Source organism: Actinomyces denticolens, from assembly GCF_002072185.1.
In the GTDB taxonomy this organism is placed as follows: domain Bacteria; phylum Actinomycetota; class Actinomycetes; order Actinomycetales; family Actinomycetaceae; genus Actinomyces; species Actinomyces denticolens.
This window is the reverse complement of sequence record NZ_MVIW01000050.1, coordinates 1-14,862: the sequence shown is the minus strand read 5'-3', so window position 1 is coordinate 14,862 and position 14,862 is coordinate 1. Positions and strand designations below refer to the sequence as shown.

Here is a 14,862-nt window from a genome sequence, read left to right as displayed (position 1 = left end):
GGTGGGGGCGGGCCGTGCTTTTGGTTGGGGTGTTTTCGGGGGTGTTTGGGCGTGGGCGGGCGTGGCACGTTATCGGGGTTCTGGGGCAGCGCGCCGTTTGGTGTGGTTTCCTGTTCCCTTTTTGGTGGGCCCTGCTGGGTTGTTCTGGCTGCTTGTTGGTGGTTGGGGGGCTTGGTGTGGGTGGGTTGGTTGTGAACTGTATAGTGGGCGCGAGCATCGGCGCGCCGCCGTGCCCTCTGGTTTGTTGCTGGGGGGTTTGGGGGTGCGCTTCTTGTTTTTGCTTGGTTTTTGATTCTGTGTGTTTTGTTGTGTTTGCTTGTTTTTATGGGCGTTCGGTGGATGCCTTGGCATCAGGGGCCGATGAAGGACGTGGTGGCCTGCGATAAGCCTCGGGGAGCCGGCTTGCGGGCTGTGATCCGAGGGTTTCCGAATGGGGGGACCCGGCCGGGGTCATGCCCGGTCACCCGCGCTTGAATTCATAGGGCGTGGGGGGTGACGCGGGGAAGTGAAACATCTCAGTACCCGTAGGAGAGGATATTCCGTGAGTAGTGGCGAGCGAAAGCGGATGATGGTTAAACCATGGTCGTGTGATACCCGGCAGGGGTTGCGGTCGTGGGGTTGTGGGGCATTGTTTTCCCGTTGCTGCCGTGGCGGGGCGCAGTGATCAAGCCTGTGTGGTAGCCGAATCCCCTGGGAAGGGGGGCCGTAGTGGGTGATAGCCCCGTAGGCGGAACCTGTGGGCCTGCGTGATGGTGTTCCCGAGTAGCACGGGGCCCGTGGAATCCTGTGTGAATCTGCCGAGACCACTCGGTTGCCTGAATACTTCCTGATGACCGATAGCGGATGAGTACCGTGAGGGAATGGTGAAAAGTACCCCGGGAGGGGAGTGAAAGAGTACCTGAAACCGGGCGCCTACGAGCCGTCAGAGCCTTCCTGTTTGTGGGGGTGATGGCGTGCCTATTGAAGAATGAGCCTGCGAGTCAGTGGCGCGTCGCGAGGCTAACCCGTGTGGGGGAGTCGTAGCGAGAGCGAGTCCGAAAGGGCGGTTGAGTGGCGCGTCCTGGACCCGAAGCGGGGTGATCTACCCATGGCCAGGTTGAAGCACGTGTAAGAGCGTGTGGAGGACCGAACCCGCCTCAGTTGAAAATGGGGGGGATGAGCTGTGGGTAGGGGTGAAAGGCCAATCAGACTCCGTGATAGCTGGTTCTCCCCGAAATGCATTTAGGTGCAGCGTCCCGTGTTGCCCGGCGGAGGTAGAGCTACTGGGTGGCTGATGGGCCCCACAGGGTTACTGACGTCAGCCAAACTCCGAATGCCGTTTGGGTGTGAGCGGGGCAGTGAGACGGCGGGGGATAAGCTCCGTCGTCGAGAGGGAAACAGCCCGGATCGCCGGCTAAGGCCCCTAAGCGCGTGCTAAGTGGGAAAGGATGTGCGGTCGCGCAGACAACCAGGAGGTTGGCTTAGAAGCAGCCATCCTTGAAAGAGTGCGTAATAGCTCACTGGTCAAGTGATCGTGCGCCGACAATTCAGCGGGGCTCAAGCACGCCGCCGAAGCCGCGGGCCTGCCGCGTGTTCCCTTCTGCTGCCACGTTGGTGGTGGTGGGCAGGGGCGGTGGGCGGTAGGGGAGCGTCCTGCGCTGGGTGAAGCTCCGGGGTGACCCAGGGGTGGACGGCGTGGGAGTGAGAATGCAGGCATGAGTAGCGATACTAGGGTGGGAAGCCCTAGCGCCGAATGACCAAGGGTTCCAGGGCCAGGCTAGTCCGCCCTGGGTGAGTCGGGACCTAAGGCGAGGCCGACAGGCGTAGTCGATGGATGACGGGTTGATATTCCCGTACCGGTGTAGCACCGTCCATGCTGACGTGCGGGTGCTGACCCACGCCGCTGTCCGCCGTGTCCTGCTGGGGGGCCTTCGGGTTTTCCCTGGTGGGTGGTGGGTGGTGGTCTGGGGACCCTCCGTGCTGGTAGGCAAGCGCATTAACAGGGGTGACGCGCAGTGGTAGCCCCGCGGGCCTGATGGCTTGGCCCGTTCAAGCGTGCGGCCCGGTCCCCAGGTAAGTCCGGGGGCCACCTGCCCTGTAAGGGGGTGGGAGGGTGAGGCGTGATGGTGACCCCACTGTTGTGGTGGGGGATAGTAGGGTGATCCTGTGGCGCCGAGAAAAGCCCCGGCGCGAGGTGCGAGCCGCCCGTACCCTAAACCGACACAGGTGGTCGGGCAGAGTATGCCTAGGCGCACGAGTGAATCATGGTGAAGGAACTCGGCAAAATGCCCCCGTAACTTCGGGAGAAGGGGGGCCCGATCCTTGAAACGGCTTGCCCGTTGGGGGGGAGGGTCGCAGAGACCAGGGGGAAGCGACTGTTTACTAAAAACACAGGTCCGTGCGAAGCCGCAAGGCGATGTATACGGACTGACGCCTGCCCGGTGCTGGAAGGTTAAGAGGATCCGTCAGCCCCCTTGTTGGGGTGAAGCGGTGAATTCAAGCCCCAGTAAACGGCGGTGGTAACTATAACCATCCTAAGGTAGCGAAATTCCTTGTCGGGTAAGTTCCGACCTGCACGAATGGCGTAACGACTTCCCCGCTGTCTCCACCATGAGCTCGGCGAAATTGCATTACGAGTAAAGATGCTCGTTTCGCGCAGAAGGACGGAAAGACCCCGGGACCTTTACTGCAGCTTGGTATTGGCGCCCGCTATGGCTTGTGCAGGATAGGTGGGAGACTGTGATGCCGCCACGCCAGTGGTGGTGGAGTCGTCGTTGAAATACCACTCTGGCCATGGCGTGCGCCTGAACCTGGGCCCGTGATCCGGGTCAGGGACAGTGCCTGGTGGGTAGTTTAACTGGGGCGGTTGCCTCCTAAAGTGTAACGGAGGCGCTCAAAGGTTCCCTCAGCCTGGTCGGCAACCAGGTGTTGAGTGCAAGTGCACAAGGGGGCTTGACTGCGAGACCGACGGGTCGGGCAGGTGCGAAAGCAGGAACTAGTGATCCGGCGATCCCGTGTGGGTGGGTCGTCGCTCAACGGATAAAAGGTACCCCGGGGATAACAGGCTGATCCTGCCCAAGAGTCCATATCGACGGCATGGTTTGGCACCTCGATGTCGGCTCGTCGCATCCTGGGGCTGGAGCAGGTCCCAAGGGTTGGGCTGTTCGCCCATTAAAGCGGTACGCGAGCTGGGTTTAGAACGTCGTGAGACAGTTCGGTCCCTATCCTCTGCGCGCGCAGGATACTTGAGAAGGCCTGTCCCTAGTACGAGAGGACCGGGACGGACGAACCTCTGGTGTGCCAGTTGTCCCGCCAGGGGCACGGCTGGTTGGCTACGTTCGGGACGGGTAACCGCTGAAAGCATCTAAGCGGGAAACCATCTTCAAGATGAGGTATCCACGCCCCCTACCGGGGGGTGGGAGGCCCCCAGTGGATCACTGGGTTGATAGACCAGGGGTGGAAGGCCTGCAAGGGCTTTTGAGCTGACTGGCACTAATCGGCCGATACAAGCACACACACGCGCACGCACGCGAGCATGCGCCATCAAGCGCCTCTCTTCCTTTCTTCCTTTCTTTCTTGTTGGTTGGGGGTGGGGTGGTTGGTGGTTGAGGAGCCGGGCGCGCCCACTATGCGGTTCACGACCAACCGCCCCCTCTCTTCTTCTTGAGGTTGGGGGCCCACCGCACCACCACCACCGCCACCATGATCATCGTTATTGTTGTTGGTGCGCCTGGTTGGGCGCCCACCCGGGGTGGGGTGGTTGGTTGGTGGTTGATAGAGACGTCCCGGTGGTCATAGCGGGGGAGCCACGCCCGGTTCCTTTCCGAACCCGGAAGCTAAGACCCCCAGCGCCGATGGTACTGCCCCTGCCAGGGGGTGGGAGAGTAGGACGCCGCCGGGCACACACGTGAAGTTGAGGCGGGGTGAGGACCCCCCACACACACGCGCCCCCTCCCTTCACCGGGGGCGCGGGTGGTGAGGGGTTCTCACCCCGCCTCTCTTTTTCTTGTCCCCGCGGCCACCACCCCGCACCACCCCACCGGGCGGGCACCCCACCACCACCACCGGGGGCCCGCGCCCCCGCACGCGCAGGCGCACACAAGGAGGGGGGCTGGAGAAGGCGCGCACCAGGGCCCGCGCCCCCGAACCACGCGGATGACACCGCACCCCCCGGGGCGCCGCACCCCCATCCCTTGACAGTCCATCCCGACCCCCTGGGGGATACCGCCCCACCCCGGACGAACCGTCTCACCCCGGACGAACCGCCCCACACCCGACGAACCGCCTCACCCCCGACAAACCGTCCCACCCCCGACAAACCGTCTCACCCCGGCGCTGCGCCCCCGAACCGCACGGATGAGACCGCATGTGCGCGCCCAAGGCGGCATGCACAGGACCAAGGCGGCATGCGCGGGGCCGAGACCGGACCCAGGCCCGGACCCCGCACCCCACCGCATCACCAGCCATGGCAAGCACCAACCCACAAGCGGACCCACCCCCGCCCCACGACAACCCACCCGCACGGACTCGGGCCTTCAGGGGAGCCTGCACGGCGGGGGATCGGTCAGGGAGTACACGATGTTGGCGACCCGCACGGACTCGGGCCTTCAGGGGAGCCTGCACGGGCGGGCCCCAGGCTCCAGGAGGGCCCCATGGGCGGCCAGGGCCTTCAAATTGCCCAGAGGACCCTGCACGGGCGGTCCAGGGCCTCCGCGCGGCTCGCCCGATCAGATCCAGCTCTGGAACCACATGTGCCAGTACCAGAAGTCGTAACTGATTCTCTGCCCGGTCCACAGGGGCCACCACAACAGTCCGAAGATGATCGAGAGCGAGACGACGATGCCCATCGCCGCCAGCCCCTCATACCTCAGGCGCCACCCGGAGGTGCCGATCCATTCCCGCGTGAGGAAGCGCGGGTTGACGATGCCCCGCCACCTCCCGAAGCCCAGGAACCGCGCCACGACGCCCCGGGGCGCCGGCAGGCCGGGCCCCGTCGCCCCCGCGATGACGGCGCGCTCCTCATCCCTCGCGGCCGCCGAGCCCGGCAACGGCGGGACCATCCCGGACAACGAGCCGAGCGCGAGCGCGAGCGCCATGACGACGCACGGCACGAAGGCCACCGTGTAGAAGGAGAAGATCGTGCGATCGGGGTACTGGAACCACGGAAGGTAGAGGCCCACGTAGCCGATGAGCGGCACCCACATCCTCCAGTCGCGGCGCGCCACGGCCACTGTGATGACGACGGCGAGCGCGCCGATGCCGAACCACCACACCGGGATGTTCCCGATCGCGGAGATCGCCTCCACGCAATGGCTGGAGCCGCAGGAGGAATCCAGGTCCTCCTTGGGAGGGTAGTAGAAGAGCGTCGGGCGCATCTGCGCCAGCCAGGAGATCGGCTTCGACATGTACGGGTGGCTGGAGTCCAGGCCCACGTGGAAGCGGTACATCTGGATGTGGTAATCGAGAAGGCTGTTGAGGGAGTCCGGCATCCAGGACCGGGGCAGCGTCTGGCCGGTCTCGCGCCGCTGCGCGGCCCAGCTGTGGTTGAAGGCCTGGGAATGGGCGAACCAGGAGAACCAGCCGGCCACGTACACGATGATCGCCGTGGGCACCAGGTAGAGGAAGTCCTGCAGGCTCCTGCCGAGGAACCCCGCCGTGTGCCAGGAGCGCGCCCTGACGGCTCGCAGCGCGCAGACGTCCCACACCACGACCAGGATCCCCACCGCGGCGAGCAGGTAGAGGCCCGACCATTTGATCGAGCAGGTCAGCCCCAGGCTGATCGCCGTCGCCAGGAGCCACGGCCGCCACACGAGCAGGGGAGCGGCGCTGCCCGCGGGCTGATCTGCGAGGCCACGGGCCAAGCGCTCGCGCGTCCACTGGCGGTCGCGCACGAGGCAGTACAGGGCGCAGGCCGCGAACAGGCCGATGAAGTTGTCGAGGAGGGCGATCCGGGACTCGGTGATCCCGATCCCGTCAATGGCCAGGAAGAAGCCCGCCAGGCCGGCCAGGAGCGGGGAGGGGACGAGCCGCATCATGATCCGCGTGACGAGGAGGACGGTGAGCACGCCGGCCAGCGCCGGCATGAACCGCCAGCCGAAGGAATTGACGCCGAAGATCTCCATACCGGAGCCGATGAGCCACTTCCCGAGCTCGGGGTGGACGACGTAGGAGGGTTTCGTGGTCAGGGCGTGGGCGACGTCGCCCGTGGCGAAGAGGGCGTCGGCCCCCTCCTTCCACTCGGCCTCATAGCCCACGTGCCAGAGCGCGTAGCCCTCCTTGACGTAGTAGATCTCGTCGAACATGAGGCCCCTCGGGTGGGACAGTCCCACGAAGCGCGTGACCGCCGCCAGCAGGGTGACGAGCGCAGTGACGACCCAGCCGTTGATCCGCAGGGACACGGGGAGCACCCAGGATGTGGGACGCAGCCCGAGGCGCGCCCGCAGACCGTCCTCCGAGCGGTCCTCCATGAGGGGGGCCGCCGCGCCCGGCTGCACGCCGGCCCTCAGGTGCTCCGGCTCCTCCTGGGGGGCGCCAGTACCGGCGTCAGGAGCACTCATGAAGGGGGACTCGTCGACGGCGCCCGGTGAGGACTGGCCTGCGACCTCAGGGACGTCGGGATGGTCATGCCTGTTATCAGTCACCGGGCGAGTCTAAAGGGGAGCGCCATACTGGGCCCATGAGCGACGTCACCGCGCCTCCGGGCGCCCAGGAGAGCGAGTACGAGGCCCGCACGCGCGGCCCCGCCGACCCCGCCGGTCCTACCGGCCCGGTCGGCGCCGCCGAGCCCACTGAGCCCACTGAGCCCGCTATGGCGGTCGGCGGCCCACGCCCCGGCGAGATCCTCCTGGCCGCCACCCCCATCGGCAACGCCGGTGACGCCTCCGCCCGCCTGCGCCGGGCCCTGGAGAGGGCGGACATCGTCGCTGCCGAGGACACCCGGCGGGTCAAGGCGCTCGCCCAGCGGCTCGGCCTGCGCATCGGCGGCAGGACGATCGCCTATCACGAGCACAACGAGGCGCAGCGGACCGCCGAACTCATCGAGGCCGCCCAGTCCGGTCAAAGCGTCGTCATGGTCTCCGACGCCGGAATGCCCTCCGTCTCCGACCCCGGCTACCGACTCGTCGTGGCCGCCGCCGAGGCGGGCGTGCCCGTGAGCGCCGCCCCCGGGCCCTCCGCCGTCCTCACCGCCCTGGCGGTATCGGGCCTGGCCTCCGACCGCTTCTGCTTCGAGGGATTCCTGCCCCGCAAACCCGGGGAGCGGGGCCGGGCGCTCGCCGAGCTCGCCGATGAGCGGCGCACCATCGTGCTCTTCGAGTCGCCGCGCCGCGCGCACGCGACCCTCCAGGCGATGGTCGAGGCCTTCGGGCCCGAGCGGCCCGCCGCGCTGTGCCGAGAGCTCACCAAGACCCACGAGGAGGTGCGCCGGGGCACGCTCGCCGAGCTCGCCGCCTCCACGGCGGGAGAGCTGCTCGGGGAGATCGTTCTCGTCGTCGCCGGCGCCCCGCGGCGCGCCGCTGATCCCGGTGCGGCGGCCGCGGCGGCGCTGGCGCTGGCCGACGGCGGTATGCGCCTGAAGGAGGCGGCGTCCCAGGCCGCGCGCGAGAGCGGGCTGCGGCCCAACGAGGTCTACCGGCATGCGCTGGCGCTCCGGCAGTGACAACGCGCCCCGCCGGAGGGGCGGTCGATCGACGACGGTCGTCGAGGCCCCGAGCGCCCTTGGGCGCGGAGGGCGCCCCGGGCCCGGGCCCCTCAGGAGGTCATGCCCCCGGGCGGCTCGGCGGCCGGGCCGAGAAGGGCCCGGGCCCTCCGATTCGACGCTCTGCGCGTCACAACCCAGACGATCCCGATGATGAGGACGATCAGTCCCGTGCCGCCCAGGAAGAGCGACCCGAGGAAGCCTCCGACTCCCCGGAATATGCCCGAGACCGTCGTCGCGTCGCCCAATGCGAGGGACTGAGTGCTCCCACTGCAATCGAAGGTGTACATGCCCGAGGTGCTGGGCGTCAGGATCAGCAGCTCGGACTTGTCATTGACGTTGACGGAGCCCGTCACGGAGCGCTCCTCAACGGTGCCTGGACCAGTGATGTCGCAACTCGCGTAGCCGTCGCCGAACAGACCGTAGTCCTTCCCGCCCTCCAGGGCGACAGTGGTGGTCCCGTCCGGTTCGAGCGGATCCAGTGAGACCGTTCTCGCGAAGGCGCCGAGGCTGAGGATGATGCCGGCGATGGCCACGACGATCATGATCGCGCCAGAGGCCAGGAGGACCCAGGGCGCCGTCATGCTCTTGACCACCGGGGGCCGCCCGGGCCCTCCGTAGCCGGGCGCCGTGCCGGGGTACCCGCCCGGATGGGCGGCCTGGTAGCCCCCGTAGGGCTCCGGCGGCGCGACGGGCGCCCCGGGTCCGGCCGCCGCGGGCCATCCAGTCGAGCCCAAGGAGGACGGATCGGGGGACTGGGACATGGCTGCCTCTCCTCGTCGCGGGATCGCCCCACGGATGCCCGCGGCCGACGGTGCCGGCGGTGCCGATGGGCGGAGCGAGGGGCCGGGCGCTCCCGGCGCCCGGCCCCACCATACGGCGCCGCGCCCATGAGCGGATAGGCTTGCGCCATGAGCCATATCCTGTCCGCTGTCGCCTGGCCCTACGCCAACGGCCCCCGCCATATCGGCCATGTCGCCGGTTTCGGCGTCCCCTCCGACGTCTTCTCCCGCTACATGCGCATGGCCGGTCACGACGTCCTCATGGTCTCGGGCACCGATGAGCACGGCACGCCCATCCTCGTGGCCGCGGACGCCGAGGGCACGAGCGCCCGCGAGCTCGCAGACCGCAACAACCGGCTCATCGTCGAGGACCTCGTGGCACTGGGCCTGTCCTACGACCTCTTCACCCGCACGACGGCGGGCAACCACTACGCCGTCGTCCAGGAGATGTTCCGCACCGTGCGGGACAACGGCTACATGGTCGAGAGGGTCACCCGCTCCGCCATCTCGCCATCGACCGGCCGCACCCTGCCCGACCGTTACATCGAGGGCACCTGCCCGATCTGCGGCGCCGACGGCGCCCGTGGCGACCAGTGCGACACCTGCGGCAATCAGCTCGACCCCACCGACCTCATCAACCCGCACTCGCGGATCAACGGCGAGACCCCCGAGTTCATCGACTCCACCCACTACTTCCTCGACCTGCCCGCCCTGGCCGATGCCCTGGGGGACTGGCTCGACGAGCGCGAGGCCTCGGGCACCTGGCGCCCCAACGTCATCCGCTTCTCCAAGAACATCCTGGCCGAGATCCGCCCGCGCGCCATGACGCGCGACATCGACTGGGGAATCCCCGTTCCCGGCTGGGAGGACCAGCCCACCAAGCGCCTCTACGTCTGGTTCGACGCCGTCATCGGCTACCTGTCCGCCTCCATCGAATGGGCGCGGCGCACCGGCGACCCCGAGGCGTGGAAGCGCTGGTGGGCCGACCCCGAGGCCCTGTCCTACTACTTCATGGGCAAGGACAACATCGTCTTCCACTCCCAGATCTGGCCCGCCGAGCTGCTCGGCTACAACGGCCAGGGCAGCCGCGCGGGGCTTCCCGGCGTCGGCCCCGGCGCGCTCGGCGCGCTCAACCTGCCCACCGAGGTGGTCTCCAGCGAGTTCCTCACCATGGAGGGCAAGAAGTTCTCCTCCTCCCACGGCATCGTCATCTACGTGCGCGACTTCCTGGAGCGCTACCAGGCCGACGCCCTGCGCTACTTCATCTGCGCCGCCGGCCCCGAGACCGCCGACGCCGACTTCACCTGGGCCGAGTTCGTGCGCCGCACCAACTCCGAGCTCGTCGCCGGCTGGGGCAACCTCGTCAACCGCACCGCCACCATGATCCACAAGCGCTTCGGCGCCATCCCCGCCCCCGGCGAGCCCGCCGAGGAGGACGCCGCGCTCCTGGATGCCATCGGGGCCGGGTTCGACGCCGTCGGCGGCCTCATCCGGGGCCACCGCCAGAAGGCCGCCCTCGCCGAGGCCATGCGCCTGGTGGGGGAGGCGAACAAGTACATCGCCGACACCCAGCCCTTCAAGCTCAAGGGCGAGGACGAGGCCACCCAGGCGCGGCTCGCGACCATCCTGCACACCCTCGCCCAGGCCGTCGCCGACCTCAACCTCATGCTCTCGCCCTTCCTGCCCCACGCGGCCAACGACATCGACCGCGTCCTGGGCGGCGGCGGCCGGATCGCCCCCATGCCGCGCATCGAGGAGGTGGCCGAGCTCGACCCCGAGGTGCTGCCCGCCGACTTCGATGGGCGCGCCGGCTACCCCATCATCACCGGCGACTACACCGGTGCGCCGACCTGGGGGCGGCACGAGGTCGTCGTCGGCACCCCGATCGCCAAGCCCGCCCCCGTGTTCACGAAGCTCGACGAGTCCATCGTGGAGGAGGAGCTGGCCCGCTACGCCGACTCCGTCCCCGACGACGTCACCGGGGCATGAGCCGCTCCCGCCGCGCCCCCGGCGAGCGGTCCTGGCCGCCCGCCGACGCCGTCGCACCCCTGGCCGCGCCCGTCACCGACAACCACACGCATCTGCCCGTGCCCGGGCTGCCGCCCAGTGGTCCCGGGGCCGACGCGCCACTGACCGCCGCGGAGCTCGTCGAGCGGGCCGCGGAGCGCGGCATCACCCGCATCATCACCTCCGCCTGCGAGGCCCCCGCGTGGGAGGGGAGCATCGACCTCGCCCGCGCCCTGCCCGGGGTGCGCGTGGCACTGGCCATCCACCCCAACGAGGCCGTCCTGCACGCCGGGGTGCGCGAGGTGGGGCCCGATGGCCTCGAACCGCGCGCGGAGGAGCACCACGCCGAGCCCCTCGACGAGGCCATGAGCCGAATCGAGGCGCTCATCCGCCGGGCGGCGGGCGCCGTCGTCGCCGTGGGGGAGACCGGCATGGACCTCTTCCGCACCGGCGAGCGCGGGGCCGCCGTCCAACGCGAGGCCTTCCGCGCCCACATCGCCCTGGCCAAGGATCTCGGCCTGCCCCTGCAGATCCACGACCGCGACGCCCACGAGGCCTGCATCGAGGTCCTCCTGGCCGACGGCGCCCCCGAGCGCACGGTGCTCCACTGCTTCAGCGGCGGGGCGCCCCTGGCCCGGGCCTGCGCGGAGAACCGCTGGTACGCCTCCATCGCCGGGCCGATCACCTACCCCTCCAACGGCGCGCTGCGCGACGCCGTCGCCATCGTGCCCGACGAGCTCCTGCTCGTGGAGACCGACGCCCCCTACCTGCCTCCCAAGTCCTGGCGCGGGCGCCCCAACGCCAGCTACCTCATGGGGGACACCGTCCGCTTCCTCGCCGAGCAACGGGGCCTGGACGAGCGCGCCATGTGCGAGCGCCTCGAGGCCACCACCACCGAGGTCTACGGGGACTGGCCCGGCGCGCCGGCCCCGCGCTGAGGGGGCCGCTGGTCCCGGGCCTGTCAAGGCGCATGCGCCCAAGGAACGCCGGCCCCCGTTGAACGATCAGGTCGCGGCCGGGGCGATGTGATGGGGAGCATTGCCCACAAGACGGGGTGTCGGCTAGCGTGAGGCCCATCCCCGAGTGATAGGAAGTCAATACCGTGGGTCGTCACTCCGACAGCAGTTCTCTGAACACCACGCTCACCGAACTCGGAGCGCTCGCCGCCCGGTCCCTGACCGCGGACCGCAGCGCGGGGCACGGCCGCAGACGGGCCGAGGGCCCGGCGCGCACCTCGGTGGCCCCCGTCATGGCGCGGGCCGGTGGCGTCGCCACCGCACTGTCCATCGCCGTGTCCGGCAGCGCCTGGGCCGCCGTCAACGCCCACGAGGACGCGGCCGACGACTCCGCCTCCCCCGCACTGGCCGCCCTCGGCTCCACCGTCAGCGACGAGGCCTCCACCCAGGACTCCTCCGTCGGCGACTCCTCCGGCGACGCGAGCGGCGCCGTCACCACGACGGGCGCGGAGACCGTCTCCACCCTCACCGAGGACGTCGCCGACCCGCACGCCTCCTCGGAGAAGGAGAGCGCATCCCTGGCCGCCGGTGAGAAGAAGGTCGAGACCGCCGGCGTCGACGGCGTCACCCGCGTCACCTACCGGGTCGTCAGTGTCGACGGCCAGGAGGTCTCCCGCGAGGTCCTCTCCAGCGTCGCCGTCACCAAGCGCGTCGACGAGGTCGTCGTCGTCGGCAAGGGCACCCCCCAGGACGTCGCCATCGCCCAGGCGGGCGACGGCAAGACCAAGGCCTCCGCCCAGGCGATCGGCAAGGCCCTACTGGCCTCCTACGGCTGGGGCGAGGACCAGTACTCCTGCCTGGACAGCCTGTGGACCCGCGAGTCCCAGTGGGACTACCAGGCCGTCAACCCCTCCTCCGGGGCCTACGGGATCCCGCAGTCCCTGCCCGGTGAGAAGATGGGCTCGGTGTCCAGCGACTGGGCCTCCAACCCCACCACCCAGATCAAGTGGGGCCTGGGCTACATCAAGGAGCGCTACGGCAACCCCTGCGCCGCCTGGGCCCACTCCGAGGCCACCAACTGGTACTGAGCCGGGTCGGCGCCGGGCCACGGCCGGAGGCGGTCCCGCCCTGGCCGCTGGGGTCGGTGCGGCCTGCAGGACCGGCGGGCCGGTGCGGCGCGAGATTGCGATTGAGTGCGGGTCGCCGTGAACTCCCGCGACTGAAACGCCTCTGATCTGCTGCGCCGTGATCGCATCCTCACGGATGTGACTGGCCTCAATGGAAACGGCCAGTGCGCGTCCGTTAGCGTGAGGGCAGTCAAGCCCATGGAAGGAGGAGTCACGTGACTCCCGCCCCCCGCAAGCGCGTCCTCGTCCGCTCCGGCGCTCTCGCCGCTGCCGTTGCCGCGAGCGTCTCCGGAGGCGCCTACGCCGCCGTCGAGTCCACCGGCAACGAGTCCCTGCCGCTGCCCTCCCTCACCGGCGGCGACATCGCGCAGGCCGCCGAGGCCCCCACCGCCGAGCCGGACTCGACCCCCGCGATCGGCGGCGACGTCCCCGAGGCCGAGAGCGCCGCCGCCGGCGCCGATAACGTCGTGGTCGAGGACGTCACCGAGGCGCACGGCTCCACCGAGGAGGAGACCGACCAGCTCCCCAAGGGCGAGAAGAAGGTCAAGACCGCCGGCGTCGACGGCGTCACCCGCACCGTCTCGCGGGTCACCACCGCCGCCGATGGCACCGAGCTCTCCCGCGAGGTCGTCTCCACCGTCGTCGTGACCGCCAAGGTCGACGAGGTCGTCCTCGTGGGCACCAAGGAGGAGGCCGCCCCGGCCTCCCCGACGGAGAGCGCCGGAAGCGGCGAGACCGGGAGCGGCGACGCGGCGCCGGCGCCCCCGGCCGCCTCCGGTACCGACGCGGCCAGCGCACAGGCGACTGCCCGGTCTATGATGGGCGCTTACGGCTGGGGGGACAGTGAGTTCTCCTGCCTGGTGAGCCTGTGGAACCGCGAGTCCGGCTGGAACTACCAGGCCCAGAACCCCTCCTCGGGCGCCTACGGCATTCCGCAGGCCCTGCCCGGGGGCAAGATGGCCTCGGCCGGCTCGGACTGGCAGACCAACCCCGCCACCCAGATCAAGTGGGGCCTCGGCTACATCCAGGGCCGCTACGGCAGCCCCTGCGCCGCCTGGTCCCACTCCGAGAGCACCGGCTGGTACTGACCCACACCTCCCCCCCACACACACCTCGCCGAGACCGGTCGAAAACGGCATCGAAACCGGTCGCCCGTCCACAGGCGGAGTCGTCGGCCACTCGTAGGTCAGCCTGTGGTGCCCGGCCCCTCGGGCATGACGCGCTCGAGCGTGACCGCCCCGATAGCGCCCGGCACGACTCCTCCGGTAGCGTGGCCGTCACGTCCCACCCTGAGGAGCGAATCCCATGACTCCGCGAACCCCCGGCGGCCGAGCCTCAGCCCTGAGAGCCGGCGCCATCGCAATCGCCGTCGGCGCGCTCATCCCCGGCGGCGCCTATGCCGCTGTGGCCGCCACGAGCGCCTCACCGCATGACTCCGCCCAGGTCAGCGCCGACAAGGACGACTCCGGTGTCGCCTCCCTCGGCAGCGCCTACGAGGCCGCCCGCGCTTCCTCGACCGAGGAATCGCTCGTGGTCGAGGAGGTCGTCGAGGCGCACGGCTCCACCGAGGAGGAGACCGATCAGCTCCCCAAGGGTGAGAAGAAGGTCAAGACCGCCGGCGTCGACGGCATGACCCGCGTCACCTACCGCGTCACCAGTGCCGACGGCGTCGAGGTCTCCCGCGAGGCCGTCTCCTCAGTGGTGGTGACCGCCAAGGTCGACGAGGTCACCATCGTGGGCACCAAGGAGGCCGCGGCCGCACCGAGTGCCGCCCCGACGGCGTCGAGCGGTGCGGACACGTCCTCGGGCTCCTCGACGAGCGCGGCCGCGCCGGCCGACGACGGCAGCCTCGATGACGACTTCCAGCGCCTCGCCCAATGCGAGTCCGGTGGCAACCCGCGCGCCGTCAACCCCGCCGGCTACTACGGCCTCTACCAGTTCTCGCTTGACACTTGGGCCTCCGTGGGCGGCACCGGCAACCCCATCGACGCCAGTCCCGAGGAGCAGACCATGCGGGCCAAGATGCTCCAGCAGCGCTCCGGCTGGAGTCAGTGGGGCTGCGGGCACTGACGGGGCCGCATCAGTTCTGGTTCGGCGCTGGGTCGGCTCTGGGCCGGGCAGTCGCGGTGCGACTGTCGCGCTCTCCCGGTGGGCCGGTGAGGCCGAGCCGCATCCGCCCTGGCGACGCCGCTGCGAACCAGCGCTCCTATGTTGTGGGTGTCAAGGTGGTGGGGTGGTAGGTGGGGTTGTTCAGGGCTTGTTTGAGGGCGTGGTGGAGGTTTCGGGCGACGGCGCGTTTGAGGCGTCGGGTGATG

At 69.4% G+C, this 14,862-nt stretch carries 8 protein-coding genes and 2 rRNA genes; 8 read left to right on the top strand and 2 right to left on the bottom strand.

The window, feature by feature from the left end; genetic code table 11:
- The first annotated feature begins 312 nt into the window (after positions 1–312).
- Together B1H55_RS11120 and rrf are read left to right on the top strand one after the other, a co-directional pair.
- Positions 313–3,494, top strand: a 23S ribosomal RNA gene (locus tag B1H55_RS11120).
- Between the two features lie 269 nt (positions 3,495–3,763).
- Positions 3,764–3,880: ribosomal RNA gene (gene rrf, locus B1H55_RS11115) — 5S ribosomal RNA — on the top strand.
- Between the two features lie 826 nt (positions 3,881–4,706).
- Here the strand turns inward: rrf and B1H55_RS11110 are convergent.
- Positions 4,707–6,620, bottom strand: a complete 1,914-nt coding sequence (locus B1H55_RS11110; protein ID WP_307190083.1) for a dolichyl-phosphate-mannose--protein mannosyltransferase — start codon at positions 6,618–6,620, stop codon at positions 4,707–4,709.
- Positions 6,621–6,787: 167 nt separating this feature from the next.
- Here B1H55_RS11110 and rsmI point away from each other — a divergent pair, with 167 nt between their 5' ends.
- Positions 6,788–7,636, top strand: a complete 849-nt coding sequence (rsmI, locus tag B1H55_RS11105) for a 16S rRNA (cytidine(1402)-2'-O)-methyltransferase (RefSeq protein WP_073454047.1) — start codon at positions 6,788–6,790, stop codon at positions 7,634–7,636.
- Between the two features lie 92 nt (positions 7,637–7,728).
- On the opposite strand, the gene B1H55_RS11100 is transcribed toward rsmI, so the two are convergent.
- Positions 7,729–8,439, bottom strand: coding sequence for a hypothetical protein (locus tag B1H55_RS11100; protein ID WP_077239773.1), 711 nt, complete (start codon positions 8,437–8,439; stop codon positions 7,729–7,731).
- A gap of 147 nt (positions 8,440–8,586) precedes the next feature.
- On the opposite strand from B1H55_RS11100, the gene metG reads away from it, so the two are divergent.
- The 5 genes from metG (at position 8,587) to B1H55_RS11075 (ending at position 14,617) form a co-directional block, all read left to right on the top strand.
- Positions 8,587–10,446, top strand: a complete 1,860-nt coding sequence (gene metG, locus B1H55_RS11095; RefSeq protein WP_073453959.1) for a methionine--tRNA ligase — start codon at positions 8,587–8,589, stop codon at positions 10,444–10,446.
- A complete protein-coding gene (locus B1H55_RS11090) occupies positions 10,443–11,402 on the top strand; it encodes a TatD family hydrolase (protein WP_073453960.1) in 960 nt (319 codons plus the stop codon). Before metG ends, B1H55_RS11090 begins: the two co-directional genes overlap by 4 nt.
- Before the next feature lie 164 nt (positions 11,403–11,566).
- On the top strand, positions 11,567–12,508 hold the full coding sequence (locus tag B1H55_RS11085; RefSeq protein ID WP_077239774.1) for a G5 domain-containing protein: 942 nt from the start codon (positions 11,567–11,569) through the stop codon (positions 12,506–12,508).
- A 254-nt stretch (positions 12,509–12,762) separates the two neighbouring features.
- Positions 12,763–13,635 carry an aggregation-promoting factor C-terminal-like domain-containing protein gene (locus B1H55_RS11080; protein WP_077239775.1) on the top strand — a complete coding sequence of 291 codons (873 nt, stop codon included), beginning with the start codon at positions 12,763–12,765 and terminating at the stop codon, positions 13,633–13,635.
- 217 nt (positions 13,636–13,852) lie between these two features.
- Entirely contained in the window at positions 13,853–14,617 is a 765-nt protein-coding gene (locus B1H55_RS11075) for a resuscitation-promoting factor (RefSeq protein ID WP_077239776.1), read from the top strand.
- The last annotated feature ends 245 nt before the right edge of the window (positions 14,618–14,862 follow it).

Excerpts from the sequence above, each read along its gene's own strand:
- B1H55_RS11100 (WP_077239773.1), bottom strand. The coding sequence starts at position 8,439 with ATGTCCCAGTCCCCCGATCCGTCCTCCTTGGGCTCGACTGGATGGCCC.
- B1H55_RS11075 (WP_077239776.1), top strand. The coding sequence starts at position 13,853 with ATGACTCCGCGAACCCCCGGCGGCCGAGCCTCAGCCCTGAGAGCCGGC.
- B1H55_RS11090 (WP_073453960.1), top strand. The coding sequence starts at position 10,443 with ATGAGCCGCTCCCGCCGCGCCCCCGGCGAGCGGTCCTGGCCGCCCGCC.
- rsmI (WP_073454047.1), top strand. The coding sequence starts at position 6,788 with ATGGCGGTCGGCGGCCCACGCCCCGGCGAGATCCTCCTGGCCGCCACC.
- metG (WP_073453959.1), top strand. The coding sequence starts at position 8,587 with ATGAGCCATATCCTGTCCGCTGTCGCCTGGCCCTACGCCAACGGCCCC.